The organism is Shinella sp. HZN7, assembly GCF_001652565.1.
Lineage (GTDB): Bacteria > Pseudomonadota > Alphaproteobacteria > Rhizobiales > Rhizobiaceae > Shinella > Shinella granuli.
The window spans coordinates 87,519-113,661 of sequence record NZ_CP015741.1 but is presented as its reverse complement, the minus strand read 5'-3'; the positions used below and the strand labels follow the sequence as shown (position 1 = coordinate 113,661).

Sequence of the window (26,143 nt, the reverse complement as noted above, 5' to 3'; positions counted from 1 at the left end):
CATGGCTTTCAATCTGAAAAATCGCAGCTTCCTGACACTTCGCGACTACACACCGCGCGAGATCGCCTTCCTGCTGAAGCTCGCAGCCGACCTCAAGACGGCGAAGTACGCCGGAACCGAGGTTCCCAAGCTTCAGGGCAAGGATATCGCCCTGATCTTCGAAAAGGATTCGACCCGCACCCGCGTCGGTTTCGAGGTGGCGGCCTATGACCAGGGCGCGCGGGTCACCTATCTGGGGCCGACCGGCAGCCATATCGGCCACAAGGAATCGGTAAAGGACACTGCTCGGGTTCTGGGGCGGATCTACGATGCGATCGAATATCGGGGCTTCGGCCAGGAGATCGTCGAGGAACTGGCCAAATATTCCGGCGTGCCGGTCTATAACGGTCTGACGAACGAGTTTCACCCGACACAGATTCTCGCCGATTTCCTGACGATGCAGGAACATGTCGAAAAGCCGCTGCATCAGATTTCCTATGTCTTCATCGGCGACGCCGGGAACAACATGGGCGACAGCCTGCTGATCGGCGGCGCCAAGATGGGCATGGATGTGCGGCTTTGCGCGCCGAAGGCGTGCTGGCCCTCGCAGGAGATCCAGGACCAGGCCCAGGCCGTCGCCACCGAGACTGGTGCACGGATCATGATCACCGAGGATATCGATGCCGCGGTCAAAGGCGTCGATTTCGTCTATACCGACGTCTGGGTCTCCATGGGCGAGGCGAAGGAGAAATGGGCCGAGCGCATCAAGCTGCTCACGCCCTACCAGGTGAATGCGGCGCTGATGGGCAAGACGGGCAATCCGCGCGTGCGCTTCATGCATTGCCTCCCGGCTTTCCACAATACCGAGACCAGCGTCGGCGCCGATATTCTGGCCGAGTTCGGCCTCGACGCGATGGAAGTGACCGAGGAGGTTTTCGAAAGCCCGGCATCCATCGTCTTCGATCAGGCCGAGAACCGCCTTCACACGATCAAGGCGGTGCTTGTCGCCACCCTGGGAGCCTGAGATGCTCGTGGTCGCGGCGCTGGGCGGCAATGCCCTGTTGAAACGGGGCGAGCCGCTGACGGCCGAGGCGCAGCGGGAGAACGTGCGGGTCGCGGCCCGGTCGCTGGCCGCAGTGGTCAATGCCGGCCACCGTCTGGTCGTCACCCATGGCAATGGTCCCCAGGTCGGTCTCCTGGCGCTGCAGGGCGCCGCCTACAAGCCCAACGAGGCCTATCCGCTCGACGTTCTCGGCGCGGAAACCGAGGGCATGATCGGCTACATGATCGAACAGGAGCTCGAGAATGCGCTGGATCACGCCCAGCCCGTGGCAACGCTCCTGACACAGGTCGTGGTGGATAGCCGCGACCCGGCCTTTGCCAAGCCGACGAAGTTCGTAGGCCCCGTCTATGAGAAGGACGAGGTGGAAGCGCGGGCAACGGCCGCCGGCTGGACGATCGCCGCCGATAGCGACAAATGGCGGCGGGTCGTGCCGTCGCCGAAGCCCGTCGAGATTCCCGATCTTAAGGTCCTCCAGCTTTTGCTGGATCAGGGAGTCATCGTCATTTGCACCGGGGGCGGCGGCATCCCCGTCGTGCGGCGCGACGATGGCAGCCTAATCGGTGTCGAGGCGGTAATCGACAAGGACGCGGCGAGTGCCTTGCTTGCCCATCAGCTCGGGGCTGATGCCTTATTGCTGCTGACCGATGTCGATGCGGTCTATCGCGATTTCGGCAGCGACAGCGCCGCGCCGATTGCGGAGCTGACGCCGGAGGAGGCCCGCACGCTCGGCGCGCCCGCAGGGTCGATGGGGCCGAAGGTTACCGCCGCAGGTGATTTTGCAGAGGCCGGCGGCTTCACCGGCATCGGCCGGCTGGAAGACGCGGTCGCCATTCTGGAAGGTCGTGCGGGCACGCGCGTCGCGACAGGCTGATAGCTGGAAGGTGTATCTTAAAATCTTGGCGGATGCCGGTCTGCTCCGCGTCATGGACCAGACTGGCGGATAAAAATTGTGTCGACCGGTTGCCCGTCTCCACATCCGCGAAATCAGATTTGATCATCGCCAAAGTTCAGCAATTGAGGACAGTTAATGTGTACGGTTTGCACGCTGGTATGGTGCTGATAACGGTTAATATCTGTCAGTCGAAGGTATCACGGGGCAATTCTTCATCGGCATCAATTTCCGCAACGGGGCGCGGACACGGAAAGATGGACTATCCTGATTTTCAATCTAGGATTGCTTCAATTAAAGTACGCAAAAGTTTCATTTGTTCCATAATTTATCTTATGCGATTTTTGATAAAATATTGAAATAGTTTATATAATTTCGCCTCCCTGTCATTCGGATTTTGTGGTAATGTGCCTCTATCGCCACCGGTCTCGAGCCATTGATGATCCGATTCCTCACACGATGGCTCGCACATCGCCGGGCAATACGGCGGCGATGGCAGGCTGATGCAAGGCTTCTCGCAATTTCGGATCCAGCCGGATCCTACTACGAAGCACAGCGCCGTGCGTTCCATAGCCGGTCCACTGGTGATCTCGACGAGTTCTGGCACTGGTCGAAAGTCGCCAGCGAGATAGCCCGGATAGAGCCACGCGCTGAGATGGACTTCTCTGTTGTCGAAGCCTTGTCCGATCAGGAGAAAGCACGTCGTCGCTGACTGGCGGGCTGGTCAGACAGGTTCTCGGCAACAAATGCTGAGCTGGCTTCCGTGACCGATCTGTGCCGAATACCTCAATTCCCGCCGAAGCAAACCAATCCCGCTCTTTATGGATGGCGTCCTGGACCATGTCCGGATCTCCGTCGATCAACCCACTATCGGGGTCGGCTAGCAAGCTGCCGCCGCTTGTCTTCGACTGCGCGGTGATCGCGACCGTCCCCGGTCTTTTGAGGAGCCATCGAGCGGGATCGGCCCGCTCCAGACGGAGGTTTCTCACATGGCACAGGATCTTGCACTCGCTCAAAGCCACGCATTTTCGCTTTCCCGCATCCTTATGGTTCCAGTGACACTGTTCAAATCCGGCGGCGAATTCGGCGTCCTTCCGTCAGACGAACTCGATGACGAAGACGATCTTGAGATCGTGCATGAATATTTCCCGCGCGGGTCTCATTGAGACCCGCTTGTTCCTGCCGCTGGCGATCTGTCGGCCGCAAGGGAAGCTTTGCCGCAGCACGTCGCTGCAACTTTTGTCAGTTGCGTGCTGCGCCCTTGCCCCCTTCGCTCTTCGCGGCGGGTGGAAGGTAACCCGCAAGTTACGGGAAGAAGAAGGGACGGCCGCTAGGCGGCTGGAAAAAAGATGAAGCGAGAAGAGTTGGAGGCGCTGCGCGCCAAGGTGAGTTGCGAGGCCTTACTGGAGCAGGCCGGTTACGAAATCGATCTGAAGGAAAGCACCCGCCGCGCCGTAAAATACCGGCGCGGCGGCAACATCGTCATTGTCACGCATGACGGGCGCGGCTGGTTCGATCCCCTCAGTGACGAAAAGGGCGATGTCTTCGGCCTTGCCATGTTCCTGGAGGGAATTCCATTCCCGTCCGCAGCGGGGGCGGTTGCGTCAATTGTCGGGTATCAACTTTCCCGGCCGGAATGGAGGTCCTCGCGGTCTTCCGTGCCGCTGGAAGATATTGCCGACCGCTGGCGCAGCCGGCGCACGCCTTCGCCCGGATCCGATGCCTGGCGCTATCTGTGCTGGGCGCGCTGGATCCCGACAGCCATCGTCCGGAAGGCCATTCGAGAGGGTGTCCTGCGGGAAGGACCCTTCGGCAGTCTGTGGGCGGCCCATATCGATGGCCTCGGCCGGGTGGTGGGTTGGGAAGAGCGCGGTCCCGACTGGCGTGGCTTTGCCACAGGGGGCTCGAAGGTTCTTTTCCGCTTTGGACCAGGCGATGCGTCCCGACTCTGTGTCACAGAAGCTGCGATCGACGCGATGAGTCTCGCGGCGCTCGAAGGTCCGCGGGAGCAAACTCTTTATCTCAGCACTGGCGGTGGGTGGTCTCCGGCGACAGATGCGGCGCTTGCAGAACTTGCTGCGCGGCCGGGACTAACACTGGTCGCGGCGACGGATGCCAATTCCCAAGGGGAGGTCTACGGAGAACGATTGCGGGCGCTCGCTGAAGCGTCCGGCTGCGACTGGCAGCGGCTATGTCCGCCGGCGGAGGATTGGAACGAGGTTCTGAAAGCCGAGGAGAAGGAGAAACGAAAAAGGAGCATCGAGAAAAAGGTGGGGCCTGCCGCATGCGCGCCGGCCGCATCAAGGGAGGCTCCGCCCGGCATGCGCCGGCCCTTGACCCGGCCGGACACGGACGCAGCAACGCGGGAGGGGTCATGAAGGACTGAAGAGATTGGCGAGGTCGAAACGACTTGTGCTGCCTTCGGTCCAAAACCCCGAAAGGATCAAGCTGATGACCTCGATAGCCCTTCCCCGCAAAATTTTCCAAGGCGTGGCCAAGCGCACCGACTTATTCCGGATGTTCGACAGGTACGCGAGGCGTCCCGACCGCTTTGGTGGTGACCAGTCTGCGGTCTATGCGGGCGAATGGTTCGAGATCGACGAGACCTCCTATTCCTACATGCTCGACATTCTGCCGCCGCTCTGGATGCGCGGGCCGATCTTTGCGATGCGGGAGTTCATTACCGGTTCGGTGACATCGGTGTTTTATGCGATCCGGATTGATGAAGCGGTCCGCTACTTTCATACCTATTGCGATCTCGCGGACCCGAATTCTGTGGGCGCGATGCGGGTCGCGATCGTCGACCGCGAAACCCGACCGGTCCGGGCCATGAGCCGCGAAGAACGGCTGGAGCACATCTGGAGCACGACCACCGACGACTATCGTGGCTATGCCGGTGAGGGTTGGCCGACGGCGATGCAGGGCCGTCGGACGGTGATGCTCTATGGCAGCAGTGAAGGTACGTTCCTGAAACTGCTCGATACCCTGTCCGACGACGAGATCGCGGCCAAGCTGCCGGTCCATCTGCGTCACCTCCCCGCATCGCTGGCCGCCTGAGCCGGATCATCATTCGGAAATTTCGCGCCGAAAGCGGCCTTCTCGATGGCCGAGCGATGGCGCACGCTCTCAACCCAAAGGAGCTTTTCTCATGAGCAACGATCCCTTTTCGCTCGACATGTTCGGCTCGAGCGCGCTTTCGTCCGGCCTCGGACTTGGCGTGACAGCGTTCGGCAGGTTTTCGCCTGATGCCGCCAATGACGACGATCCCGATCCCCTGCCGCCGGCGCCAGCACCCGCCCTTCCCCTCGCGGCCACACCTGTCCGGCGTGCGAGGCTTCGGGCAAACTTCTATCTCGACGGCGACGGCGACGGCGACCGCGACCGCGACCGCGGGCTGGCCGCCTCCTGGAAGGATCGCGCCCGCGCCAATGTCGCGGCGATCCTCGTCGCCGACGGTATCGCCAAGCAGGACCGGCCTGCGACGGCAGAGGAACAGGCGCAATTGATCCGCTTCACCGGCTTTGGCGCCGGCGAACTGGCGAACGGCATGTTTCGCCGGCCTGGCGAGGTCGATTTCCGCCAGGGATGGGACGATCTTGGCTCCTCGCTTGAGAACGCGGTCTCCGACGCAGACTATGCATCGCTCGCGCGCTGCACCCAATATGCCCACTTCACACCGGAGTTCATCATCCGGGCGATCTGGGCCGGGATCGAAAAACTCGGCTGGCGCGGTGGTCGGCTGCTAGAGCCGGGAATCGGCACGGGCTTGTTCCCTGCCCTGATGCCGAAGCCGTATCGCGACGTCGCCTATGTGACCGGGATCGAGCTCGATCCGGTCACCGCCCGCATCGCCCGCCTGCTTCAGCCGAAGGCGCGGATCATCAACGGCGACTTTGCCCGTACCGATCTGGCTCCAATCTACGATCTCGCCATCGGCAATCCGCCCTTCTCCGATCGCACCGTCCGCTCGGACCGCGCTTACCGATCGCTCGGCCTTCGTTTGCACGACTATTTCATCGCCCGGTCGATTGACCTGCTGAAGCCCGGTGCGCTCGCCGCCTTCGTCACATCGCATGGCACCATGGATAAGGCCGATACCACGGCGCGGGAGCATATCGCCAAATCCGCCGACCTGATCGCCGCCATCCGTCTGCCCGAGGGCAGCTTTCGCTGTGACGCCGGCACGGATGTCGTCGTCGACATCCTCTTCTTCCGCAAGCGGAAGCCCGGAGAGCCGGAGGGAAATCAGCTGTGGCTCGATGTCGATGAGATCAGGGCGGCCACCGACGACGACGGTGCCATCAGGGTCAATCGCTGGTTTGGTCGGCATCCGGACTTTGTGCTCGGCACCCACGCGCTGACCTCCGGCCCGTTCGGCGAGACCTACACATGCCGCCCAAGCGATGGAGAGGACCTCGAAACCGCCCTTGCCACTGCCATCGATCTCCTGCCGTCCGATCTCTATGACGGCGAGCCGACACCGATCGATATCGAACTGGAGGACGAACTCGCCGAGATCGTCGATTTGCAGCCGAAGGGCAGCGCTGTCCGCGAAGGCAGCTTCTTCTTCGACCGGTCGAAGGGTTTGATGCAGATGCTCGATGGATCGGCCGTGCCGGTCACGGTCCGGAGAGGTCGCTCGGGCGATGGGATGCCGGCAAAACACGTTCGGATCATCTCAACGCTGATCCCTATCCGCGACGCGGTTCGCGAGGTGCTGAAGGCGCAGGAAACCGATCGGCCATGGCGCGATCTCCAGGTGCGATTGCGCATTGCCTGGTCTAGTTTTGTGCGCGATTTCGGGCCGATCAACCACACAACAGTCTCGATCCAGGAAGATGCCGAGACGGGTGAGGTCAAGGAGACCCACCGCCAGCCGAACTTGGTTCCCTTCCGCGATGATCCGGATTGCTGGCTGGTCGCCTCGATCGAAGATTATGATCTGGAGACCGACACGGCGAAGCCCGGTCCGATCTTTTCCGAACGCGTGATCGCGCCGCCGGCTGCCCCGACGATCACATCTCCCGCGGATGCACTCGCCGTCGTGCTGAATGAACGCGGCGCCGTCGATATCGACCATATCGCTGAGCTGCTCCATAGCGATCCGGCTGATGTGATCGACGCGTTAGGCGAGGCCGTGTTCCGCGATCCCGCCGATGGATCGTGGAAGACGGTTGACGGATATCTCTCAGGGGCCGTCCGAACGAAGCTCACCGCCGCGCAGGCGGCGGCCGAGCTCGATCCGGCTTATCAGCGCAATGTCCGCGCCTTGGTTGATGTCCAGCCTGCAGACCTTCGTCCCTCCGACATCACGGCTCGTCTCGGTGCGCCGTGGATCCCGGCTGCTGACGTCGTGGCGTTCGTGAAGGAGAAAATGGAAGCCGATATCCGCATCCATCACATGCCGGAGCTCGGCTCCTGGACAGTGGAGGCCCGCCAGCTCGGCTATAGCGCCGCCGGTACATCCGAATGGGGCACCAGCCGCCGCCATGCCGGCGATCTGCTCGCCGATGCGCTCAACAGCCGGGTTCCGCAGATCTTCGACACCTTCAAGGATGTCGATGGAGAGCGTCGCGTCCTCAACGTCGTCGATACCGAGGCCGCCCGCGATAAACTGCAGAGGATCAAGCAGGCGTTTCAGGACTGGATCTGGACTGATCCTGACCGTACCGACCGGCTGGCCCGAGATTACAATGACCGCTTCAACAATATTGCGCCGCGGAAATTCGACGGCTCGCATCTCAAACTTCCCGGCGCCTCTGGCGCCTTTACTTTGTATGGGCACCAGAAACGCGGCATCTGGCGCATTATCGCCGATGGCTCCACCTATCTCGCCCATGCCGTTGGCGCCGGCAAGACGATAACCATGGCGGCCGCCATCATGGAACAGCGCCGGCTCGGCCTGATCGCCAAGGCGATGCTGGTAGTGCCGGGCCATTGCCTGGCGCAGGCAGCGCGTGAATTTCTGGCGCTCTACCCGAATGCGCGGATCCTGGTTGCCGACGAGACGAACTTCACCAAGGACAAGCGTGCTCGCTTCCTGTCTCGGGCGGCGACCGCCACCTGGGATGCGATCATCATCACCCATTCCGCTTTCCGCTTCATCGCCGTTCCATCGGTATTCGAACAGGAGATGATCCAGGACGAGCTGCAGCTCTATGAGGATCTGCTGGCCAAGGTCGATAGCGAGGACCGCGTCTCGCGCAAGCGCCTTGAGCGGCTGAAGGAAGGTCTGCAGGAGCGCCTGGAAGGTCTCGCCACCCGCAAGGACGATCTTCTCACCATCTCTGAGATCGGTGTCGATCAAATCGTCGTAGACGAGGCGCAGGAATTTCGAAAGCTCTCGTTTGCCACTAACATGTCGACGTTGAAGGGCATCGACCCGAACGGCTCGCAGCGTGCCTGGGATCTCTATGTCAAATCCCGCTATATCGAAACACGGAATCCCGGCCGGGCGCTGGTCCTGGCATCCGGCACGCCGATCACCAACACGCTCGGCGAGATGTTCTCGATCCAGCGCCTGCTCGGCCATTCCGCGCTTGCCGAGCGCGGACTGCATGAGTTTGACGCCTGGGCATCCTGCTTTGGCGATACGACGACGGAACTCGAGATCCAGCCATCCGGCAAATACAAGCCGGTCAGCCGCTTCGCCAGCTTTGTCAATGTCCCGGAGCTGATCGCCATGTTCCGCTCCTTCGCCGACGTCGTCATGCCGGACGATCTCCGGCAAATTGTCAAAGTCCCCAACATCTCGAGCGGCCGACGTCAGATCCTGACAGCCAAGCCGACGTCGCTGTTCAAGACCTATCAGAAGATGCTCGAAGGCCGGATCAAGGCGATCGAGAAGCGGGAAGGACCAGCCAAGCCGGGGGACGATATTCTGCTTTCGGTCATCACCGATGGGCGCCACGCCGCCATCGATCTTCGCTTCGTCATGCCGGCGGCCGAGAACGAGGCGGGCAACAAGCTAAATCTACTCGTCCGCAATGCCCACAGGATATGGAAGCAAACCGGCAACGCCATTTATCGCCGCCCCGACGGAAAAGACTTCGATCTGCCGGGTGCCGCCCAGATGATCTTTTCCGATCTCGGCACGATCAATGTCGAAAAATCGCGTGGCTTCTCGGCTTATCGCTTTATCCGCGACGAGCTGATCAAGCTCGGCGTGCCCGCCGCGCAGATCGCGTTTATGCAGGACTATAAAAAGGCCGAGGCCAAGCAGCGGCTCTTCGGCGATGTCCGTGCCGGCAAGGTCCGGTTTCTCATCGGCTCTTCGGAGACGATGGGCACCGGCGTCAACGCCCAGCTGAGGCTCAAGGCCCTCCACCATCTCGATGTCCCATGGCTGCCGTCGCAGATCGAGCAGCGCGAGGGCCGGATCGTACGGCAGGGCAATCAGCACGAAGAGGTCGATATCTTCGCCTACGCCACGGAAGGATCGCTCGACGCTTCGATGTGGCAGAACAACGAGCGCAAGGCACGGTTCATTGCCGCAGCGCTGTCCGGCGACACCTCGATCCGCAGACTGGAAGATGTCGGTGAAGGCGCGGCCAACCAATTCGCCATGGCCAAAGCCATCGCTTCTGGCGATGAACGGTTGATGCAGAAGGCTGGGCTTGAGGCCGACATTGCACGACTGGAACGGCTGCGGGCGGCCCACGAGGACGATCAATACGCCGTCCGCCGGCAGATGCGCGACGCCGAGCGCGAGATCGAGGTCTCAACCCGGCGGATCGACGAAATCGGCCAGGACATCGCGCGGCTACAGTCGACCACAGGCGACGCCTTCACCATGACGGTGCTCGGCAAAGAACATGCCGAGCGCAAGGAAGCCGGTCGCGCGTTGATGAAGGAAATCCTGACCTTGCTCCAACGTCAGGAGCAGGGCGAGGTGCATCTGGCCACGATCAGCGGGTTCGACCTTGTTTACGAGGGCGAGCGCGTCGGCAAGGGTGACGGCTATCGCTACGAGACCGTACTCCAGCGTACCGGGGCTGTTTACGAGATCGACCTCGCGATTACGGTGACGCCCCTTGGCGCGATCTCACGTTTGGAGCATGGGCTTGATGGCTTTGACGAGGAGCAGCGCCAGTATCGCCGGCGGCTCGAAGAGGCCGAACGCCGGCTGAATTCGTATCAATCACGCATCGGCGCTACCTTCCAGTTCGCTGAGGAGCTTGGCGCAAAAAGGAAGCAACTTCGCGAGATCGAGGAAGAACTGGCGGCCTCTGCCATGACCGAAGCAGACCAGATCGCCGCATGACACTCGTAAGCCCAGGCCGCTCTTGTCGCCTGGGCTCCACACTCGTCAAGGCTTTGACCAGATGACAGGCCGATCCTTGAAATTCCTCAACCCCGATAATATCTGAGGTTCACTTCCCGTTCAGATGATGTCCTGCCGCCGTTCTTGCGGTGGCTTTCGATGTCGTCCGGGATAAGAAAAAGGGCGCTTCCCTCGCGGGTCGAGCGCCCTTTTTGCGTTTCTGCTTCCAGCCGAGGTTTTCACGTACTGTTCTGGCCGCAGCGTGTGCGCGGCGGTTTTGCAAGAGAGAAACGGACGAGAGGGAGGAGGAAGGAACCGGTCGCCGATCTGCCGTCCTGCCGCCGCTGTCGCTCAACCGCCACCTGCGCCATCCCGGCCACTTGTCCTTCGCAGGGCTGTCAGCCCCGCTTGTCCTTCGCCGCAGGGATGCTCGGTCGCAGTTGCGCCAGTCCGGCCGATCGCCGGTCCGGGAGGTGTCTTCGAGAAAAATGAAGACAGGAAGGGCTGGCAAGGCGCCGGTCCGGAACGCTCCTGAAAGGACATATACCATGCAGATCATGAAGGTTGACCCGCGCGCCCTGAAGGAAAACCCCGACCGGATGCGTCAGTCTAAGTCTTCGCCGCAGGCGGATGCGCTGATGCTGGCGACAATCAAGGCCGTCGGCATCGTCCAGCCACCCGTCGTCGCGCCGGAAACCGATGGTGGCAACGGCTATATCATCGACGCCGGCCATCGCCGTGTCCGGCTGGCTATCGCCGCTGGTCTAGAGGAGATCGAAATCCTCGTCGTGGACGCCGCCAGCGACAATGGTGCGATGCGTTCCATGGTCGAAAACAGCGTCCGCGAAGCGCTCAACCCGGTTGATCAATGGCGCGGCATCGAACGGCTCGTCGCTCTCGGCTGGACGGAGGAAGCGATCGCCGTTGCTCTCGCCCTTCCCGTCCGCCAGATCCGCAAGCTGCGCCTGCTCGCCAATGTGTTTCCGGCCATGCTCGAGCAGATGGCGCTCGGCGACATGCCGTCAGAGCAGCAACTGCGTGTGATTGCCGCCGCCGTCCAGGTCGACCAGATGGAGGTCTGGAAAGCGCATAAGCCGAAGAAGGGCGACACTGCGCCCTGGTGGCAGATCGCCAACGCGCTGACCAAGAAGCGGATGTACGCGAGAGATGCGAGCTTCGGCGACGATCTCGCTCAGGCCTACGGTATCGAATGGGTCGAGGACCTCTTCGCGCCGGCCGATCAGGATGGTCGCTACACCACGAACGTCGAAGGGTTCCTCGGTGCCCAGCACGAGTGGATGATTAACAATCTGCCGAAGAACGGTGCGATCGTTGACGTCAACAACTGGGGCCAGCCGGAGCTGCCGAAGAAAGCCTCCCAGGTCTACGGCAAGCCGTCAAAGTCCGACCATCAGGCGATGTATCTCGATCGCGATGGCAAGGTGCAGGCGGTTCACTTCCGCATGCCCGAGGCGGCGAAGCCGAAGGGCGCCGGTGGTGATGGATCGGCCACTGGTGGTGATGAAGCTGATGCAATCGCCACACCGAAGGTCCGGCCCGATGTGACCCAGAAGGGTCACGACATGATCGGTGATTTCCGCACCGATGCGCTGCACGACGCGCTCGGCCGCGCTCCGATCGAGGACGGCATGCTGATGGCGCTGATGGTGCTGGCCTTCGCCGGGCAAAACGTTCGCGTCGACTCCGGCGCCGACGGGACGTTCTATGGCGGAAAGCGCTTCTCGCGGCATGCGGTCGGCCTGTTCGACGAGCATGGAAAGCTCGCGTTCGATCAGGATACGCTCCGGGTCGCCGTTCGCTCTGTGCTGATCGATGTGCTCTCGTGCCGCCGTGGCATGTCGAACAGCGGCATGGTCGCGCGCATCGCCGGCGAGGCGATCGGCGCCGACGAATTCCTGCCGAACATGGGTTCCGAGGACTTCCTCTTGTGCCTGTCGCGGCAGGCACTGGAAGCGTCTTGCGCCGAGGCATCGGTCCAGCCGCGGCAGAAGGTCCGCGAAACCCGTGCAGCGCTTGTGGAGCATTTCGCAAACGAGCACTTCGTCCATCCATCCGGCCGCTTCGCACCGCCGGGCGACGAGCTGCTCGACTGGATCCGGGCAAGCTCCGCTACGGATGTCATCGGCGCGGGCGGGGGCGACGGCGGACAAGCTGAGGACCCAGCTGATGAACAGGAAGAGCAGATCGACGAGGATGCAGATCACGATGCTCTGCAGGATACAGACGTCGCAGCCGATGACGAGCGCGACCAGGACTTCGATCAGAGGGCAGCAGCATGACTGCCGCCCTCACGTCGAAGATCGCAGCACCCACGCCCGATCTTTCGGGGGTGGAGTTTGCCACCAGCGCCGATGGCATGCCCGTCGCTCGCATCGATGATCTGGTCCTTGCCATGGTCACGTCGAACAGCAAGTTCGCCTATCTCGCGAGTGCCACCGCTCTCGGTCGCCCGCTCGCAGAGCTGACGCGCGCCGATTTTATCGGCCACGACGGCCGGGTGGCCAATGAGGCCGAGTTTCGAATGCGCGTCGCCGAGACGGCCGGTCATAAACACGATCTGGCCAAGCTCAACCGCGTGCAGACCCGCATGTCGGCGAGCACGCCCTGGGGCGGTTCACAGATGGCGGTCGTCTACGCCGAAGGCGTTGTCGCCCACAGTACGGCCGGCCACGGCGGCTTTCACCTCTCTTCCGACCGCAATTCCAAAGTCCATCCGCTGCTGCGGAAGAACACCACTTGGTACGAGGAAGACTGCGAATGGGCGATCGTCGCCATCACATTTCCGGACCTCTTCACCGGCTATGAGCGGTCCCTGGCGAATAAGACCATCCGCAATACCTGGCCGGATGAATGGGAGGCGATCCGCAGCTGCAAGCTGGCTGAGGGTGAGAGCTGGGCCAAGGATCGCCGGGCGTTCGATGAACGTCATGCGTCAGACTATGTCGTCACCTCGGCAATCTTCTCCGATAAGAACCCCGGAATGACTGAGGTCGTGGCGGTCGTCGCCGGTGATAGAGGGGCGGGTGACCGAAAGGCCTGGGATAATGAACGTCGCTTCCTTGTGCCGAGCGACGAATATGCCAGGCGCGGTAGGTTCGGATTTGTGATCGATCCCGACCGTCATGCCGAATATCATGGGCCATCCTCATTCCTCGGCTGGCGAAGCCGGGGGATCGGGTCATGATTGATGTCCTCGCATCGAGATCGCTGGCGACGGCAGTCAGTGCCCGGCGTGAGACCCTGCGGCATCTCGATTGTCTGACCCGCCAGATTGCGGCGCGGGCCGGACGGCAGGCGATCACGGTGAAGACCAGGAGCCGGGCGCGCCGGCGATCCGGTCACCGTCTCTATCATCAGGAGCTTGTCGAGCGCCTGGCCTTCGAGCGGTGGAGCGAACTCGACACGCTCACATGTAGGCTGGTGGTGCAAGAGCAGATCATCAACGCGCTCGAGCTTCACGGTCACGCGCCTGTTTTGCCTCTCGCGGGATAGGTGGATCTGACGCGGAGTAGCGGGGCGGCTTGGTCACCATCATACGGTCTTGGCGTCTATTTCGGTGGCGGGCTTGGCCATGCCGTCCCTCTCGGGCTTGCATTTGATATCGGACCCGAGCCGGACTGCCCTTCTTTGTTGCTGCGGTCTGAACCGGCGGCCGATCGTTTCAAGGCCGCTGTCGCGCCGCGTGGCGGCCGATCCAGCCTCTCTGCGCGAGGGCAGGCTCGCGGTCTGCTCAGGTCAAGACCTGCTGGCTCGCAACCCTGCCCCGCTGGCTCAGCCGGATCGGACCTTTGAAGCCGCCCGTCCTTTGCCGGTTCCTGGTCGTCCGCATCGAAGGGCAGACCGGCACGGGCCGGAACCGCTTCGCAAGCCAAGGAAGGAACAGACATGGCCAAGCCCGCCACCCCCAACCGCTCCAACGCACGGGTCTCGCAATCTCGCCGCGGTACCACCCTCGAAATGGTCCGCCTCTCCTGCCCCGATGCAATCCAGGCGCATAAGATCGCGACAAGCTTCGGCACGGCAATCGTCGACAGCGATGGCATCCGCAGCCTGCATGAGCGGCTGATCGTCGAAACCGCCGAGAGCCTCTCTGAAGGCCTCGGCGAGAAGGCCATGCAGATCCATCTGCAGCGTATCGTCGGAGCCTTTGTCGGATCCGCGCATGGCGCCGGGCAGTTTTACTCCCGCGCCGTCACCGAGGCGCGCGACGCAACGGCCAAGGCGTCCAACGACGCCCGCGATGAGGACCTCGACGGTCCGGTCGGATACGATAGTGCTGCCCAGCGCAAGCGGGAATTCGCGGCCGACATGGGTGTCCAGTCCCACGCGCTCCGAATGGCAGCCGAAGGCGCAGTTGCCGCCTACGAGCATGTGGTCGGCGAGACCTGGAAGCCCTTCGACCGGCCGGTCGAGAACCCCGGCGCCTCTCTTGATCGTAAGGCTGCCGAAGCGCAGATGGCGGCTCTCGGATAACACCACCGGCGGTGATGACCCCGCCCCTTTCTCTTCCCCGGGGCCGACGCCAGACAGCGCCGGCTTTTCCTTGTCGAAAAGTAAAGCTGGAGACGTGCCTGTCGCGGCCCGTCCCGCTCGGCGGTCCTGCAGGAGCCGGGCACCCAAGCAACGGCTTCGCCGTCCTCCACGCTGTTGCGGCCGTTCCGGTGCATGGGCGCACCATCGGCCCCTGACTTCAGACCTCCGTGACGGACCGCGAAAGGCGCGGTTCTGAGAAATGGAGAAGGAAGTCATGGGCAGGAAAACGGATAACGATCGCATCGACATCTATACGCGGATCACCGAACGGATCGTAGAGGATCTCGAACAGGGCGTGCGCCCCTGGATGAAACCATGGAGTGCGGCCAACACCGATGGGCGCATCACGCGGCCTGTGCGTCACAACGGCCTGCCCTATTCCGGCATGAATGTGCTGCTCCTGTGGTCAGAGCAGGTATCGCGGGGCTTCTCCTCCTCGATGTGGATGACCTTCAAACAGGCCCTCGAACTGGGCGGGGCCGTGCGGAAAGGCGAAACGGGCTCGACGGTTGTCTTCGCCAGCCGGTTCACCAAGTCGGTGGCCGACGGAAACGGCAATGATGTCGATCGGGAAATCCCGTTCCTGAAGGCGTATTCTGTGTTCAATATCGAGCAAATCGATGGTTTGCCCGACACCTATCATGCCCCGCCGGCCAAGGTCCGGGATCCTGTCGAGCGAATAGCGCGCGCCGATCTCTTCTTCCGCAACACCGGCGCCGTGATCCGGCATGGCGGCAACCAGGCCTATTATTCGCCGATCAAGGACTTTATCCAGATGCCGCCCTTCGAAGCGTTTCGCGATGCTGCTGGGCACGCGGCCGTCCTCAGCCATGAGCTGACCCATTGGACAGCGACGGCGCATCGCGTCGGACGTGATCTCTCGCGCTATACCAAGGACCGGACGGACCGCGCCCGCGAAGAGCTCATTGCCGAGCTTGGAAGTTGCTTCCTTTGCGCCGATCTCGGCATTGCGCCAGAGCTCGAGCCGCGGCCCGATCACGCGTCCTACCTGCAGTCCTGGCTATCGGTGCTGGCCAACGACAAGCGGGCGATCTTCCAGGCGGCAGCCCATGCGCAGCGCGCGGTGAGTTTCCTGCATTCCCTGCAGCCGGAATCGGAGGTGAAGGCTGCGGCCTGACGCTCAGTCGCGGTTGTCACCACCTGTGGCGACCGCGTGCTCCTCATCCCGTTCGTCCTTGAGACCTTGTGCGATGTCACCGCCCAGCCTTCCCCAGATTGACGGTTTTTGAGCGTCGGGTTTGGGTTTGCGGGATGGCTTGCGCTCAATGATGAAGGGCTTGGTCTGCTGGCGCATTGATCCTCCAGGCTGCGATTCGCGAGTGCAACGATATCGCACAGGGTAAGTTGGGCAAGCGGGCCTATTATGGGAGGTGCTCGTGTCCCCGACTGAACCAAGCAACGACGGTCGAAGCGGGGGGATGGCGCAAGATGCCATTTGTGCCCGGGCGAGAGCGCCGGAACACCATTGCCATATCCCTGCACGTCAGAGTTTCCGGCAACCCATCTGCGGGCTCGATAAGGCATGTCTGACCGGAGACCAGCTGCGCCTCGATCGTTTTCCCGCAACGGCTAGCCGCAGATTTATTACCCCGGAAGGCTGCGCCTTTCTCCTCGCCCACTAACAAATCTGCGACTTGCCGCCCTCTATTTCATTCCGGCCCTATTGGGTGCGGTCCGATCATCACCGGTCTTTTGACAGCTATCGAGGCCGCGATGGGCGCGGCCCGAACACGAGAAAAGGAATACGACAATGGCAACCATCGGCACATTCACCTCCACCGAAAACGGCTTCACCGGCTCCATCCGCACGCTCGCTCTCAACGTCAAAGCCCGCATAGCCCGGGTCGAAAACCCCTCCGACAAGGGCCCGCAGTTCCGCGTCTACGCCGGTAGCGTTGAACTCGGCGCGGCCTGGCAGAAGACCTCCGGTGAGGGCCGCGACTACCTCTCGGTCAAGCTTGACGATCCGAGCTTCCCGGCTCCGATCTACGCGACGCTCGCCGAGGTCGAAGGCGAGGATGGTCTCCAACTCATCTGGTCCCGCCCGAACCGGGACTGATCAGGATCACGAGGCTCTGCCACCGGCGGGGCCTTCTCTCCCGTCGAGAGATCAAAGCCGGATCTGGCATCGAGCCAGGTCCGGCTTTTTTGGTGGTCTGCGGTGAGGGGGAGAAGCTGCTCAAAATGCAGGATTGTGCCAAGCGGCAATGCCGGCCTCAAGGATGAGCGGTTCCCCCATGTGTGGACGGCCCGTGGAATGCAAGACTTTTGTATCGATGGGATCGGTCAGGTTCAGTCATGTGTCCGGCCTTCTATCGTGGCATTGTAGCCACTGGCCCTGATGAAGTCCGCGGATGGAGAGCCAATCAATTTGTCGAGCTCAAGGCTCTGGGGGAACCTAGGCTTTGCTCCATCCCCGGTCCAACCGGTTCGCCATCATTACTCAGTCCTTCATTCCTCCGGTCGACGATTGCCGAGCCGGATTCCTTCAAACGGCTGCGTGCCGGTAAGTCTCCTCTCTTCTCAGAAGAGCCCACGCGACGCGGGCGGTCTTGTTTGCGATCGCTACCGACACCATGCGTGCCGGTTTGCGCTGCAAGAGCTTCGCGATCCATGGGAATGATGGGGCATCAATGCGCGCCCGTCGTATGACGGCAGTGGCGCCGACTACCAGCAAGCGTCGGATTGTCCGATCGCCCTGCTTGCTGATCCGCCCTAGCCTCTCCTTTCCGCCACTACTATTTTGTCGCGGCGTTAAGCCAAGCCAAGCCGCGAACTGTCGCGCTGATTTGAATTCCTCGGCATTGCCGACCGAAGCCGCGATTGCTGCCGCGGTGAGAAAGCCGACGCCTGGGATGGTCATCAGCCTCCGAGCGGCAGCTTGGTCCCGGCACCACTGCATTATGGTGCGATCAAGCTCGGCGATCTTATTGCTCAGCTCTTCTAGCTGCATCTGAATGTGCTTGAAGGGTTGCCACGACGGTTCAGGAAGATGGTCTTTCGCGACGTGTAAGGCTTCGAGAGCAGCTTTCAGCCCGAACTTTCCTTGAGGCGTGATGATACCGAATTCGGCCAAATGGCCTCGGAGTGCGTTGATCAGAGCCGTTCTCTGCCGCACGAAAAGATCTCGGGTCTTGTGCTGCATAAGAAGAGCCTGACGCTCGCAATTTTTCACCGGTACGAAGCGCATGGTGGGACGGGTGACTGCCTCGCAAATCGCTTCGGCATCTGCTGCATCGTTTTTCCCACGCTTCACATACGGCTTTACATATACCGGAGGCATAAGCTTCACATCGAAGCCTAAGGCACCGAGTTCCCTCGCCCAGTAATGTGAAGTCGAACAAGCTTCCATGCCGACCAGGCAGGGTGGCAACTGCTCGAAGAAATGCAGGAGCTGGTTTCGGCGAAGCTGCCGCCGGACAATAACATTGCCGACGTCATCGATAGCATGAACTTGAAACACGTTCTTGGCCAGATCCAGGCCGACGACAGTGATCTTCTCGAAAGTCATGACACGGTTCCTTCTCTGAGTTGCGCAGAATGATCTTAGCATCTCGCGCGACGGGTTCGGAGGGCCGTCCACATCATCAATTTGCTCCACCTACCCTCAAGGGCAGATTGCGCAAATCGGCTCCCCCACTCCCCGGCTCTGCCGGTCGCTGGCGCGATCTTTGACCCCGCCATCCCCTCTCGGACCCGCCGGTCATCCTTCACAAGCGTCAGGAGACGAAGATGACCTATGAAATCGAAATCCAGATCGAAGAACTGCGGGCCGAGCTGCGCAATGCTGTCGATGGCGCCGAGCGCCGTCAGATCCTGGCCGAGCTCGAAATCGCCCAAGCGGAACTGGCGATCGCGGCTGCCGAGATGGATGGCCTTCTAGAAGCCGAGCCGCCCTTTTGAGGAGGCTGTTATCGCCCGCTTCACTTTGACGTCGATCTGTTCCACTGCTCCGGTCGATCCCGTTCCATCGACATTGGGAATGATGCGGATCGTGCGTCCCGCCGCAACCGGATGCCGTCCGAATTTTCCCCGCCTTTGGCTCCTCGCGCAGCAAAATTCAGCCGCCCTCAGGTCCTGCGCTGCGCTTCGGCCGTGACCGGTGCAGCACTCCTTCCCGATCCGCATTTCATCCCCGCGACGAAACGCAATCGACAGGAGAAACCAAATGCAACAACTCGCCAAATTCCTCAAGGCGACCGGCCGCCGCCTTCGCATCCTCGCCAGGGTGATCTTTCACTTCTTCCGCAAGGGCAAGCTCGGTTTGAAAATCGCGATCAAGATCCCGTTCTTCGTCGAGGTCGAGATCAAATTCGTGACCGACTGGAACCGACGGCGTTAAACGCCATACCGGCCCGGTTCGCCGGGCCGGTATCTACAACTCAACACCAAGGTTCTCGCTGCCCGCTCCATGCCCTGGCGAGACCTTCTGAAACCATGACATCGCCGAGGCTCCGACCGTCGCGAACCAGCACGCGAAGCTTGCGCCCATAACGGTCGGTGTCCCGAGCCGGCCATCCTTTGAGGTCGAACGAACCTTCGTTGATGAGTTCAAGCATTCTGTCCATGGCGCGTTTCCCAAGAACCAGCTCAGACGAGCATTTCGGCTCACTCACCTCTGGTGTGTCGATATCCGCGACACGAACATTCTGGCCACTTAACCAGATCGTGTCTCCGTCGACGACGCATGCTTGGCGCGTGCCAGTGGCACATTTTTGGAAGACCCCGCTCACCTTCGATGTGGCCCCGGACGCATAAACGTTGTCCTCAGCCGAAACAGAGACAGCTGGAGGAACTGCGAACATCAGCGACAGAATTAATTTATGACGCTCCGCATTTGCCCATGCACAACATTATCTGATGCGTTTTCCATGCCTGTCACTCCAATTCCGGCGCCATCTACCGCACATCGGGGCATGATCGACGGACAGTTGCTGAGTAGCCGCGGCGCTTCTTCTGCCGGAGGAGATCGAGGAAGAGGGCCACGGCCTCTCCCTCGGTTTCGAAATGATGACTCATGGTCTGGCCGTTCGTTCCGATACGTCCCCAACATCGTGTCAGGCACGCTTCGCCGAACAGGTTGGGCTCGATGGCCATCGCATAGAAACGGGCCATGTTTTTTGTGGCGTCCGTTCTCTCGACGTAGAGATGGTAAGGCTGGGTGATCATGCCGGCATGATCCTGTCTCCCACGCTTCCCGTCCAACGAGAGTTTTGAATCGTTCAGACGCAATCGATTCAATTTCGTGATGTCTCGGCGGACATCTATGCTAAGCCTCCTGCGGCTGCCCGGTATCCGACCGAAGCATGACGAGAATTCCCGAAATCACGCCCTGGCGGTCGTCGCTTGATTTCTCCGATGCTCTTCATTGTTCATGGGCGGACGCTTCGCGCCGTGAGAACCTGCCCTGCTCAACGCAAGCTTTCATATCGTTTCGCCGGAACCAGATGGCGCGACCGCACCTCAGCGGCGGGTTACCCGCAGTGAACACAATCTGCTCGTCCGCCCTCATGCGCAACACTTCGTACGGCTGGATGAGCGGCCGGGCGGCCAACTGTTTCGACCGGGTCCGCGACGAGCCGCGCGACTGGAAGCTACGACTGACCTGCTCGATCTCGACCGTCGTCATGCCGCAACGACGCGAGATGTAGTCTGCTGTTTCCGGATCGTTGATGGCTGCAAAGCTGATCCAGCTCGCGCTTTCGAACCATTTGCTAGAGGCGTCGCGCCCGCCATAGGTTTCGCGTAGCTGGCCGATCGACTGATAGATCATCGTTAGCGTGATACCGTGTTTCCGACCCGCGTCCCGCGCGGTCTCCAGAATGCGCATGTAGCCGAGACGAGCGACCTCATCGAGCAGGAACAGGGCCCGACCGTCCATGGTGCCATCGCGATTGTAGATCGCGTTGAGGAACGAGCCGATTACGACCCGTGCCAGCCCGGCATGGGTCTCCAGCGTCTTCAGGTCGATGTTGATGAACACGTCGGTTTTGCCGGAAGCAATATCCTCCGTCCGGAACGTTGAACCGGACACGAGCGCTGCATAGTTTTGGTATGACAGCCAATGCGTCTCCTTGATCGCATTGGCATAGACACCGGAAAAGGTTTCCGGCGTCATGTTGACGAAGGCGGCGACGTTTTCCTTCACGAAGTCCGATCCCGAATTGTCGTATATGTCCTGCAGACGCTGTCGCAGCTTCGGCTCGGGTTCAGACAAGTTTTCGCGGACCTGGCGGAGCGTTTGCCGCTCCTTCGGCGTGTGGCCGGACAGGCAGACATCGGCGATGATCGCGGTCAGGAGTTGCAGACCTGAGGCACGGAAGAAGTCGTCACGGACGCCGCTCGCGCGACCGCTATCGCTCATGATCCAAGAGGCAACCGAGGCGATATCCTCCTCCTTCGTCCCGCCATACTGGCCGACCCAGTCGAGGGCATTGAAGCCCGTCGCGGGTTTGCGCGGATCGAGAATCCTGACCCGCCTGCCTGCGGCCTCGCGATGTCTCGAGACCATGGGCGCGACCTCGTTCGAGGGATCGAGCAAGATGAGTGAGCCACCCCATTTCAGTGCTGTCGGGATCGTCACCGACGTCGTCTTGTAACCGCCCGATCCAGCGAAGACGATGCCGTGCGAAGAACCGAACGATCCGTCGAAGCAGAGAAGCGGGGATTTGCCCCCAGTGCCCCATGTCTCGCTGGTGTCGGCACGGAACGAGACGCCGGCAACACTGTCGCGATCGACGCGATACCGTTCACCGACTACGATGCCGCCGGTACCAGGGAACAGCTTGTCGGCTTCGGTGAGCGTCATCCAATCAGCCTCGCCGTGCAAGGCGCGTTTGCCAGTGATGCGTTTCGGCGTTGTCCGAGCGAAGGCGGCGTTGCCGATGATCGCCACGCGAAGTGCGAAGCAGCCAGACATCAGTGCTGCCCCCGCGCCGATCATGGTCGAAGGATCGAGATAGGATAGCGCGGATTTCCCCGCCGGCACCTGGGACGATAGCGCAGCAAGCCGGATGCCTTCCCGCAAGCAAGCCATCAAGATCACCGCAGCGCTTCCGATTGCAGCACCAACGCCTGCGGCGCGAATGCTTGCCGATCCAGCCGTCGCAAACAGGAAAATCAGGCCGAGCGCAGCCGCCGTCATGTAGGGTGCTGCGAGCCCTGCCCGTCCCAGAGCAAGCTTTGCCGCTTCGGACTTTCCGAACCCGGCAAGCCAGGACTCGATCCCGGTCATCGCGAACATGGTCGCACCCATCATGGCCACGGGCAAAAAGACGAGAACTATCCTATTCGCCTTCATTGCCGAACGCCTTCGTCCCGATTGCCGTCAACCGTGTCCGTTCGCTGTCGTCTGACTTCAGCCGCTGCTGCAAGTCCATCAACGCGCCGAGCAGAAGCGCCCGCTTCTCGAAGCGAAGGCCGGCTTTGACGATCAGGCCACCAAGTTCGATCTTGTCTCGCGTGTCCTTCTTCCGGGCGTCGGACGTTACGCTCCTGCTCATGCGCTCAAGCCTCAGTATTGCCGCCCGAAGCCGCGCCATTCGCGACCGCCTCGGATTGGCCACTGAGCGTGCTGCTTTCCCCAGCCCCTTTCCTTCCGCTCGTGCCGGGCTTGCCTCCGCGAACCCGTTTCACCAGTTCCTCGAAAGCCGCCTGAAGCGCGGTTTCCTCGATTTCGATTTCGCCAAGGCCTGCCCGAAGCGCGACGCGGCCAATGCGCTCGGCCTCTCTCGTCTCCGCGTGCTTGAGCTGTTCCTGGAGCCTGGCGATTTCTTCGCGGATCTTGGAGGATGGCTTCTTCATCTCTGGATTGTCCTCTGCTGCTGCATATCGTCGTTCACGCAGCCAGAGTCGTTCAGATCGGCGTGCCGATCTACTAACAGAAATGCGAGTAGGCGGAGCCTACGCTTTTGAGCATCATCCCGTCCGTTCGCAAGGACGGATCCGAAGGGCGCAATTATACGTCGCTGATGCGACGCTCTGCTTTTGCCCCCTGGCGGGGCCTTCCGATCCTGACGAACACATTGATTTTGTTCAATCGAAGGTGCTTACCTGGTTATGGCCGTCCCGCATTTCTCAGTCAGTATCGTTGCTCGCGGCTCCGGCCGCAGTGCGGTACTGTCGGCGGCGTATCGGCACTGCGCCAAGATGGACTATGAGCGGGAAGCCCGCACGATCGACTACACCCGCAAGCAGGATCTGTTGCACGAGGAGTTTGTCATTCCGGTCGACGCGCCTGAATGGCTGCAATCGATGATTGCCGATCGGTCTGTCTCGGGAGCGTCGGAAGCCTTCTGGAACAAGGTCGAGAAATTTGAGAAACGGTCGGATGCGCAACTCGCCAAGGATGTCACCATTGCCCTGCCGATAGAGCTGTCGGCCGACAAAAATATCGAGCTCGTGCGGGACTTCGTAGCGAGGCACATCACGGCCGAGGGCATGGTGGCCGACTGGGTCTTCCACGATGCGCCGGGCAATCCGCATATCCATCTGATGACTACCTTGCGGCCGCTGACCGAAGACGGTTTCGGTTCGAAAAAGGTGGCCGTCGTGGGACCGGACGGCAAAGCTCTGCGCAACGATAGCGGCAAGATCGTCTATGAGCTTTGGGCCGGTGGCCTCGATGATTTCAATGCGTTTCGAGACGGCTGGTTCGCCTGCCAGAACCGGCATCTGGCGCTTGCCTGCCTCGATATCAGGATTGATGGCCGGTCCTTCGAGAAGCAGGGCATCGAGCTCACGCCGACTATCCATCTCGGCGTCGGCACGAAGGCGATCGAGCGGAAGGCAGAGGGTGCTGAAGAGAAGGCTGCGCTCGAACGGCTGGAGCTGCAGGAAGAGCGGCGAGCTGAGAACGCCCGCCGGATCCAGCGCGATCCGGAGATCGTGCTCGACCTGATCATGCGGGAGAAGAGCGTCTTCGACGAACGCGACGTCGCCAAGATCCTGCATCGGAATATCGATGATGCGGGTCTCTTCCAAAACCTGATGGCGCGCATCCTCCAGAGCCCGGATACCCTGCGTCTCGATTGCGAGCGGCTTGACTTCGTAACCGGGATGCGGGCGCCGGCAAAATACACCACACGCGAGCTGATCCGGCTCGAGGCTGAGATGGCGAACCGCGCGATCTGGCTCTCGCAGCGGTCTTCGTATGGCGTCCGCAAGACAGTGCTCGAAGCAACGTTCGCGCGCCACGAACGGCTGTCGGATGAGCAGCGCGCCGCAATCGAACATGTTGCCAGTGGTGAGCGGATCGCCGCTGTTATCGGTCTCGCCGGCGCCGGCAAAACCACAATGATGAAGGCGGCGCGCGAGGCTTGGGAAGCGGCCGGCTATCGCGTTGTTGGTGGCGCGCTCGCCGGCAAGGCGGCTGAAGGTCTGGAGAAGGAAGCCGGCATCGTCTCACGCACGCTGTCGTCCTGGGAACTCCGCTGGAACCAAGGTCGCGGGAAGCTCAACGACAAGACGGTTTTCGTGCTGGACGAGGCCGGCATGGTGTCGTCGCGTCAGATGGCCTTGTTCGTGGAAACCGTCACCCGAGCCGGTGCCAAGCTCGTGCTCGTCGGTGATCCGGAGCAGCTTCAGCCGATTGAGGCGGGCGCTGCGTTCCGGGCGATCGCCGATCGCATCGGCTATGTGGAGCTCGAAACCATCTATCGCCAGCGCGAGCAATGGATGCGCGACGCATCGCTCGATCTCGCGCGCGGCAATGTCGGCAAAGCCGTCTCAGCCTATCAGTCGAATGGCAAGATGATCGGCTCGGAGCTGAAGGCCGATGCTGTCACCAACCTCATCGCTGACTGGAACCGCGACTACGATCCTGCCAAGTCCACATTAATCCTCGCACACCTGCGCCGTGACGTCCGCATGCTGAATGAGCTGGCGCGCAAAAAGCTGATCGAGCGCGGCATCATCGAACACGGTTCGCCGTTCAAGACCGCCGACGGTGTCAGAAGTTTTGCTGCCGGCGACCAGATCGTCTTCCTGAAGAACGAAGGCTCGATCGGCGTCAAGAACGGCATGCTGGGCAAAGTGGTGGAAGCAGCGTCCGGTCGCATCGTGGCAGTGATCGGCGAGGGCGAACATCTGCGCCAGGTTTCGGTGGAGCAACGCTTCTATACCAATGTCGATCACGGCTACGCCACCACAGTGCACAAGAGCCAGGGTGCGACCGTTGACCGAGTCAAGGTGCTGGCATCCGTCTCCCTCGATCGTCACTTGACCTATGTCGCGATGACCCGCCACCGCGAGGATCTCGGCGTCTACTACGGCAGCCGATCCTTCGCCAAGGCCGGCGGTCTGGTCGAGATCCTGTCGCGCAGGAATTCCAAGGAAACAACCCTCGATTATGCCGGCGGCAGCATCTACGGCCAAGCCCTCCGCTTTGCCGAAGCGCGCGGGATGCACGTCGTCAACGTCGCCAGAACGGTTGCGCGCGATCGTCTCGAATGGACGGCTCGGCAGAAGCAAAAGCTTGTCGATCTCGCCGGCCGGCTTGCAGTCCTCGGCGCCAGGCTCGGTTTCGCAACGTCGGCGGCCAGTACAATTCAAACTTCAGCAAAGGAGGCCAACCCCATGGTGGCCGGTATCACCACATTCCCGAAATCGATCGATCAGGCAGTGGAGGACAAGCTTGCATCCGATCCGGCATTGAAGAAGCAATGGGAAGAAGTCTCGATGCGCTTCCACCATGTCTATGCAAGGCCGGAAGCAGCGTTCAAAGCAGTCGATGTTGCCGCGATGTTGCGCGATCAGGCGGCCGCGGCGAAGACGATCGCCAGGATTGCCAGCGAGCCTGAAACCTTCGGTGCCCTCAAGGGTAAGACGGGTGTCTTCGCGAGCCGCGCTGACAAATCGGAGCGGGACCGGGCGCTGAAGAACGTGACGCCGCTCGCCGACAGCATTAGCGACTATCTCCGCCAGCGCGGCGATGCGGAGCGGCGAAATCACGCCGAGGAGCTGGCGGTGCGCAGGCAGGTTGCGCTGGAAATCCCCGCTCTCTCGTCCAATGCGAAAAGCGTGCTGGAACGCGTCCGCGATTCCATCGACCGTAACGACCTTCCCTCGGGTCTCGAATATGCGCTCGCCGACAAAATGGTGAAGGCAGAACTCGAGGGTTTCGCCAAGGCCGTCTCCGAACGTTTCGGAGAAAGGACCTTCCTGCCCCTCGCTGCGAAGGACGCCAATGGCGAGGCGTTCCAGCGGGTCACGTCAGGAATGAATGCCGCCCAGAAGAGCGAAGTGCAACAGGGCTGGACCACGATGCGGACGGTGCAGCAGTTGTCCGCCCACGAGCGCAGTGTGACGGCACTCAAACAGACTGAAGCACTGCGTCAGACCAGATCTCAAGGGCTCACCCTCAAATGAAGATGAG

The 26,143-nt window shown here is 61.4% G+C and carries 22 protein-coding genes; 15 read left to right on the top strand and 7 right to left on the bottom strand.

All coding sequences use genetic code 11. The features are described 5' to 3' along the window. Position 1: 1 nt before the first annotated feature. From shn_RS30645 to shn_RS30600, 11 genes are all read left to right on the top strand, one after another. The gene (locus tag shn_RS30645) at positions 2-1,003 is read left to right on the top strand and encodes an ornithine carbamoyltransferase (protein WP_064334307.1); all 1,002 of its coding nucleotides are present in this window, start codon (positions 2-4) and stop codon (positions 1,001-1,003) included. A 1-nt stretch (position 1,004) separates the two neighbouring features. Then, positions 1,005-1,913, top strand: coding sequence for a carbamate kinase (arcC, locus tag shn_RS30640; RefSeq protein ID WP_064334306.1), 909 nt, complete (start codon positions 1,005-1,007; stop codon positions 1,911-1,913). A gap of 1,007 nt (positions 1,914-2,920) precedes the next feature. Further along, the gene (locus shn_RS36660; protein WP_167495054.1) at positions 2,921-3,097 is read left to right on the top strand and encodes a hypothetical protein; all 177 of its coding nucleotides are present in this window, start codon (positions 2,921-2,923) and stop codon (positions 3,095-3,097) included. Between the two features lie 183 nt (positions 3,098-3,280). Next, entirely contained in the window at positions 3,281-4,309 is a 1,029-nt protein-coding gene (locus tag shn_RS30635; RefSeq protein WP_145926112.1) for a DUF3991 and toprim domain-containing protein, read from the top strand. Positions 4,310-4,382: 73 nt separating this feature from the next. Next, positions 4,383-4,988, top strand: coding sequence for a DUF1419 domain-containing protein (locus tag shn_RS30630; protein WP_064334340.1), 606 nt, complete (start codon positions 4,383-4,385; stop codon positions 4,986-4,988). Positions 4,989-5,079: 91 nt separating this feature from the next. Continuing rightward, positions 5,080-10,194 carry a DEAD/DEAH box helicase family protein gene (locus shn_RS30625; protein WP_064334305.1) on the top strand — a complete coding sequence of 1,705 codons (5,115 nt, stop codon included), beginning with the start codon at positions 5,080-5,082 and terminating at the stop codon, positions 10,192-10,194. A 548-nt stretch (positions 10,195-10,742) separates the two neighbouring features. Further along, entirely contained in the window at positions 10,743-12,494 is a 1,752-nt protein-coding gene (locus tag shn_RS30620; RefSeq protein ID WP_064334304.1) for a ParB N-terminal domain-containing protein, read from the top strand. Next, positions 12,491-13,399 (top strand): hypothetical protein, encoded by a 909-nt coding sequence (locus tag shn_RS30615; RefSeq protein ID WP_064334303.1) that lies wholly within the window; start codon positions 12,491-12,493, stop codon positions 13,397-13,399. Before shn_RS30620 ends, shn_RS30615 begins: the two co-directional genes overlap by 4 nt. Next, a complete protein-coding gene (locus tag shn_RS30610) occupies positions 13,396-13,707 on the top strand; it encodes a hypothetical protein (RefSeq protein ID WP_064334302.1) in 312 nt (103 codons plus the stop codon). Before shn_RS30615 ends, shn_RS30610 begins: the two co-directional genes overlap by 4 nt. A gap of 393 nt (positions 13,708-14,100) precedes the next feature. Continuing rightward, on the top strand, positions 14,101-14,688 hold the full coding sequence (locus tag shn_RS30605) for a hypothetical protein (RefSeq protein ID WP_064334301.1): 588 nt from the start codon (positions 14,101-14,103) through the stop codon (positions 14,686-14,688). A gap of 274 nt (positions 14,689-14,962) precedes the next feature. Next, positions 14,963-15,886, top strand: a complete 924-nt coding sequence (locus shn_RS30600) for an ArdC family protein (protein WP_064334339.1) — start codon at positions 14,963-14,965, stop codon at positions 15,884-15,886. A 3-nt stretch (positions 15,887-15,889) separates the two neighbouring features. On the opposite strand, the gene shn_RS36655 is transcribed toward shn_RS30600, so the two are convergent. Further along, the gene (locus shn_RS36655) at positions 15,890-16,063 is read right to left on the bottom strand and encodes a hypothetical protein (RefSeq protein WP_168169002.1); all 174 of its coding nucleotides are present in this window, start codon (positions 16,061-16,063) and stop codon (positions 15,890-15,892) included. Positions 16,064-16,519: 456 nt separating this feature from the next. Between shn_RS36655 and shn_RS30595 the strand changes: the two genes are divergently transcribed. Beyond that, on the top strand, positions 16,520-16,828 hold the full coding sequence (locus shn_RS30595; protein WP_003585013.1) for a DUF736 domain-containing protein: 309 nt from the start codon (positions 16,520-16,522) through the stop codon (positions 16,826-16,828). A gap of 429 nt (positions 16,829-17,257) precedes the next feature. On the opposite strand, the gene shn_RS30590 is transcribed toward shn_RS30595, so the two are convergent. Then, complete coding sequence (locus shn_RS30590; protein WP_036567425.1) at positions 17,258-18,280, bottom strand: IS110 family transposase; 1,023 nt, start codon at positions 18,278-18,280, stop codon at positions 17,258-17,260. A 221-nt stretch (positions 18,281-18,501) separates the two neighbouring features. Here shn_RS30590 and shn_RS36650 point away from each other — a divergent pair, with 221 nt between their 5' ends. After that, a complete protein-coding gene (locus shn_RS36650) occupies positions 18,502-18,672 on the top strand; it encodes a hypothetical protein (protein WP_168169001.1) in 171 nt (56 codons plus the stop codon). Between the two features lie 265 nt (positions 18,673-18,937). Next, positions 18,938-19,111, top strand: a complete 174-nt coding sequence (locus shn_RS36645) for a hypothetical protein (protein ID WP_168169000.1) — start codon at positions 18,938-18,940, stop codon at positions 19,109-19,111. A gap of 40 nt (positions 19,112-19,151) precedes the next feature. On the opposite strand, the gene shn_RS35360 is transcribed toward shn_RS36645, so the two are convergent. The 5 genes from shn_RS35360 to traC form a co-directional block, all read right to left on the bottom strand. After that, a complete protein-coding gene (locus shn_RS35360; protein ID WP_084438681.1) occupies positions 19,152-19,574 on the bottom strand; it encodes a thermonuclease family protein in 423 nt (140 codons plus the stop codon). A gap of 94 nt (positions 19,575-19,668) precedes the next feature. Continuing rightward, complete coding sequence (locus tag shn_RS30585) at positions 19,669-19,938, bottom strand: WGR domain-containing protein (protein WP_064334300.1); 270 nt, start codon at positions 19,936-19,938, stop codon at positions 19,669-19,671. Positions 19,939-20,134: 196 nt separating this feature from the next. Beyond that, positions 20,135-22,069 (bottom strand): Ti-type conjugative transfer system protein TraG, encoded by a 1,935-nt coding sequence (traG, locus tag shn_RS30580; protein WP_064334299.1) that lies wholly within the window; start codon positions 22,067-22,069, stop codon positions 20,135-20,137. Continuing rightward, complete coding sequence (traD, locus tag shn_RS30575; RefSeq protein ID WP_064334298.1) at positions 22,056-22,271, bottom strand: type IV conjugative transfer system coupling protein TraD; 216 nt, start codon at positions 22,269-22,271, stop codon at positions 22,056-22,058. Before traD ends, traG begins: the two co-directional genes overlap by 14 nt. 4 nt (positions 22,272-22,275) lie before the next feature. Then, on the bottom strand, positions 22,276-22,572 hold the full coding sequence (traC, locus tag shn_RS30570) for a conjugal transfer protein TraC (protein WP_064334297.1): 297 nt from the start codon (positions 22,570-22,572) through the stop codon (positions 22,276-22,278). Between the two features lie 255 nt (positions 22,573-22,827). Between traC and traA the strand changes: the two genes are divergently transcribed. After that, a complete protein-coding gene (traA, locus tag shn_RS30565) occupies positions 22,828-26,136 on the top strand; it encodes a Ti-type conjugative transfer relaxase TraA (RefSeq protein ID WP_064334296.1) in 3,309 nt (1,102 codons plus the stop codon). Positions 26,137-26,143: the final 7 nt, after the last annotated feature.

Excerpts from the sequence above, each read along its gene's own strand:
- shn_RS30610 (WP_064334302.1), top strand. The coding sequence starts at position 13,396 with ATGATTGATGTCCTCGCATCGAGATCGCTGGCGACGGCAGTCAGTGCC.
- arcC (WP_064334306.1), top strand. The coding sequence starts at position 1,005 with ATGCTCGTGGTCGCGGCGCTGGGCGGCAATGCCCTGTTGAAACGGGGC.
- shn_RS30625 (WP_064334305.1), top strand. The coding sequence starts at position 5,080 with ATGAGCAACGATCCCTTTTCGCTCGACATGTTCGGCTCGAGCGCGCTT.
- shn_RS30645 (WP_064334307.1), top strand. The coding sequence starts at position 2 with ATGGCTTTCAATCTGAAAAATCGCAGCTTCCTGACACTTCGCGACTAC.
- traA (WP_064334296.1), top strand. The coding sequence starts at position 22,828 with ATGGCCGTCCCGCATTTCTCAGTCAGTATCGTTGCTCGCGGCTCCGGC.
- traG (WP_064334299.1), bottom strand. The coding sequence starts at position 22,069 with ATGAAGGCGAATAGGATAGTTCTCGTCTTTTTGCCCGTGGCCATGATG.
- shn_RS35360 (WP_084438681.1), bottom strand. The coding sequence starts at position 19,574 with ATGTTCGCAGTTCCTCCAGCTGTCTCTGTTTCGGCTGAGGACAACGTT.
- shn_RS30595 (WP_003585013.1), top strand. The coding sequence starts at position 16,520 with ATGGCAACCATCGGCACATTCACCTCCACCGAAAACGGCTTCACCGGC.
- shn_RS36655 (WP_168169002.1), bottom strand. The coding sequence starts at position 16,063 with ATGCGCCAGCAGACCAAGCCCTTCATCATTGAGCGCAAGCCATCCCGC.
- traD (WP_064334298.1), bottom strand. The coding sequence starts at position 22,271 with ATGAGCAGGAGCGTAACGTCCGACGCCCGGAAGAAGGACACGCGAGAC.
- shn_RS30630 (WP_064334340.1), top strand. The coding sequence starts at position 4,383 with ATGACCTCGATAGCCCTTCCCCGCAAAATTTTCCAAGGCGTGGCCAAG.
- shn_RS30605 (WP_064334301.1), top strand. The coding sequence starts at position 14,101 with ATGGCCAAGCCCGCCACCCCCAACCGCTCCAACGCACGGGTCTCGCAA.
- shn_RS30635 (WP_145926112.1), top strand. The coding sequence starts at position 3,281 with ATGAAGCGAGAAGAGTTGGAGGCGCTGCGCGCCAAGGTGAGTTGCGAG.
- traC (WP_064334297.1), bottom strand. The coding sequence starts at position 22,572 with ATGAAGAAGCCATCCTCCAAGATCCGCGAAGAAATCGCCAGGCTCCAG.
- shn_RS36645 (WP_168169000.1), top strand. The coding sequence starts at position 18,938 with ATGCAACAACTCGCCAAATTCCTCAAGGCGACCGGCCGCCGCCTTCGC.
- shn_RS36650 (WP_168169001.1), top strand. The coding sequence starts at position 18,502 with ATGACCTATGAAATCGAAATCCAGATCGAAGAACTGCGGGCCGAGCTG.
- shn_RS36660 (WP_167495054.1), top strand. The coding sequence starts at position 2,921 with ATGGCACAGGATCTTGCACTCGCTCAAAGCCACGCATTTTCGCTTTCC.
- shn_RS30620 (WP_064334304.1), top strand. The coding sequence starts at position 10,743 with ATGCAGATCATGAAGGTTGACCCGCGCGCCCTGAAGGAAAACCCCGAC.
- shn_RS30600 (WP_064334339.1), top strand. The coding sequence starts at position 14,963 with ATGGGCAGGAAAACGGATAACGATCGCATCGACATCTATACGCGGATC.
- shn_RS30585 (WP_064334300.1), bottom strand. The coding sequence starts at position 19,938 with ATGATCACCCAGCCTTACCATCTCTACGTCGAGAGAACGGACGCCACA.
- shn_RS30590 (WP_036567425.1), bottom strand. The coding sequence starts at position 18,280 with ATGACTTTCGAGAAGATCACTGTCGTCGGCCTGGATCTGGCCAAGAAC.
- shn_RS30615 (WP_064334303.1), top strand. The coding sequence starts at position 12,491 with ATGACTGCCGCCCTCACGTCGAAGATCGCAGCACCCACGCCCGATCTT.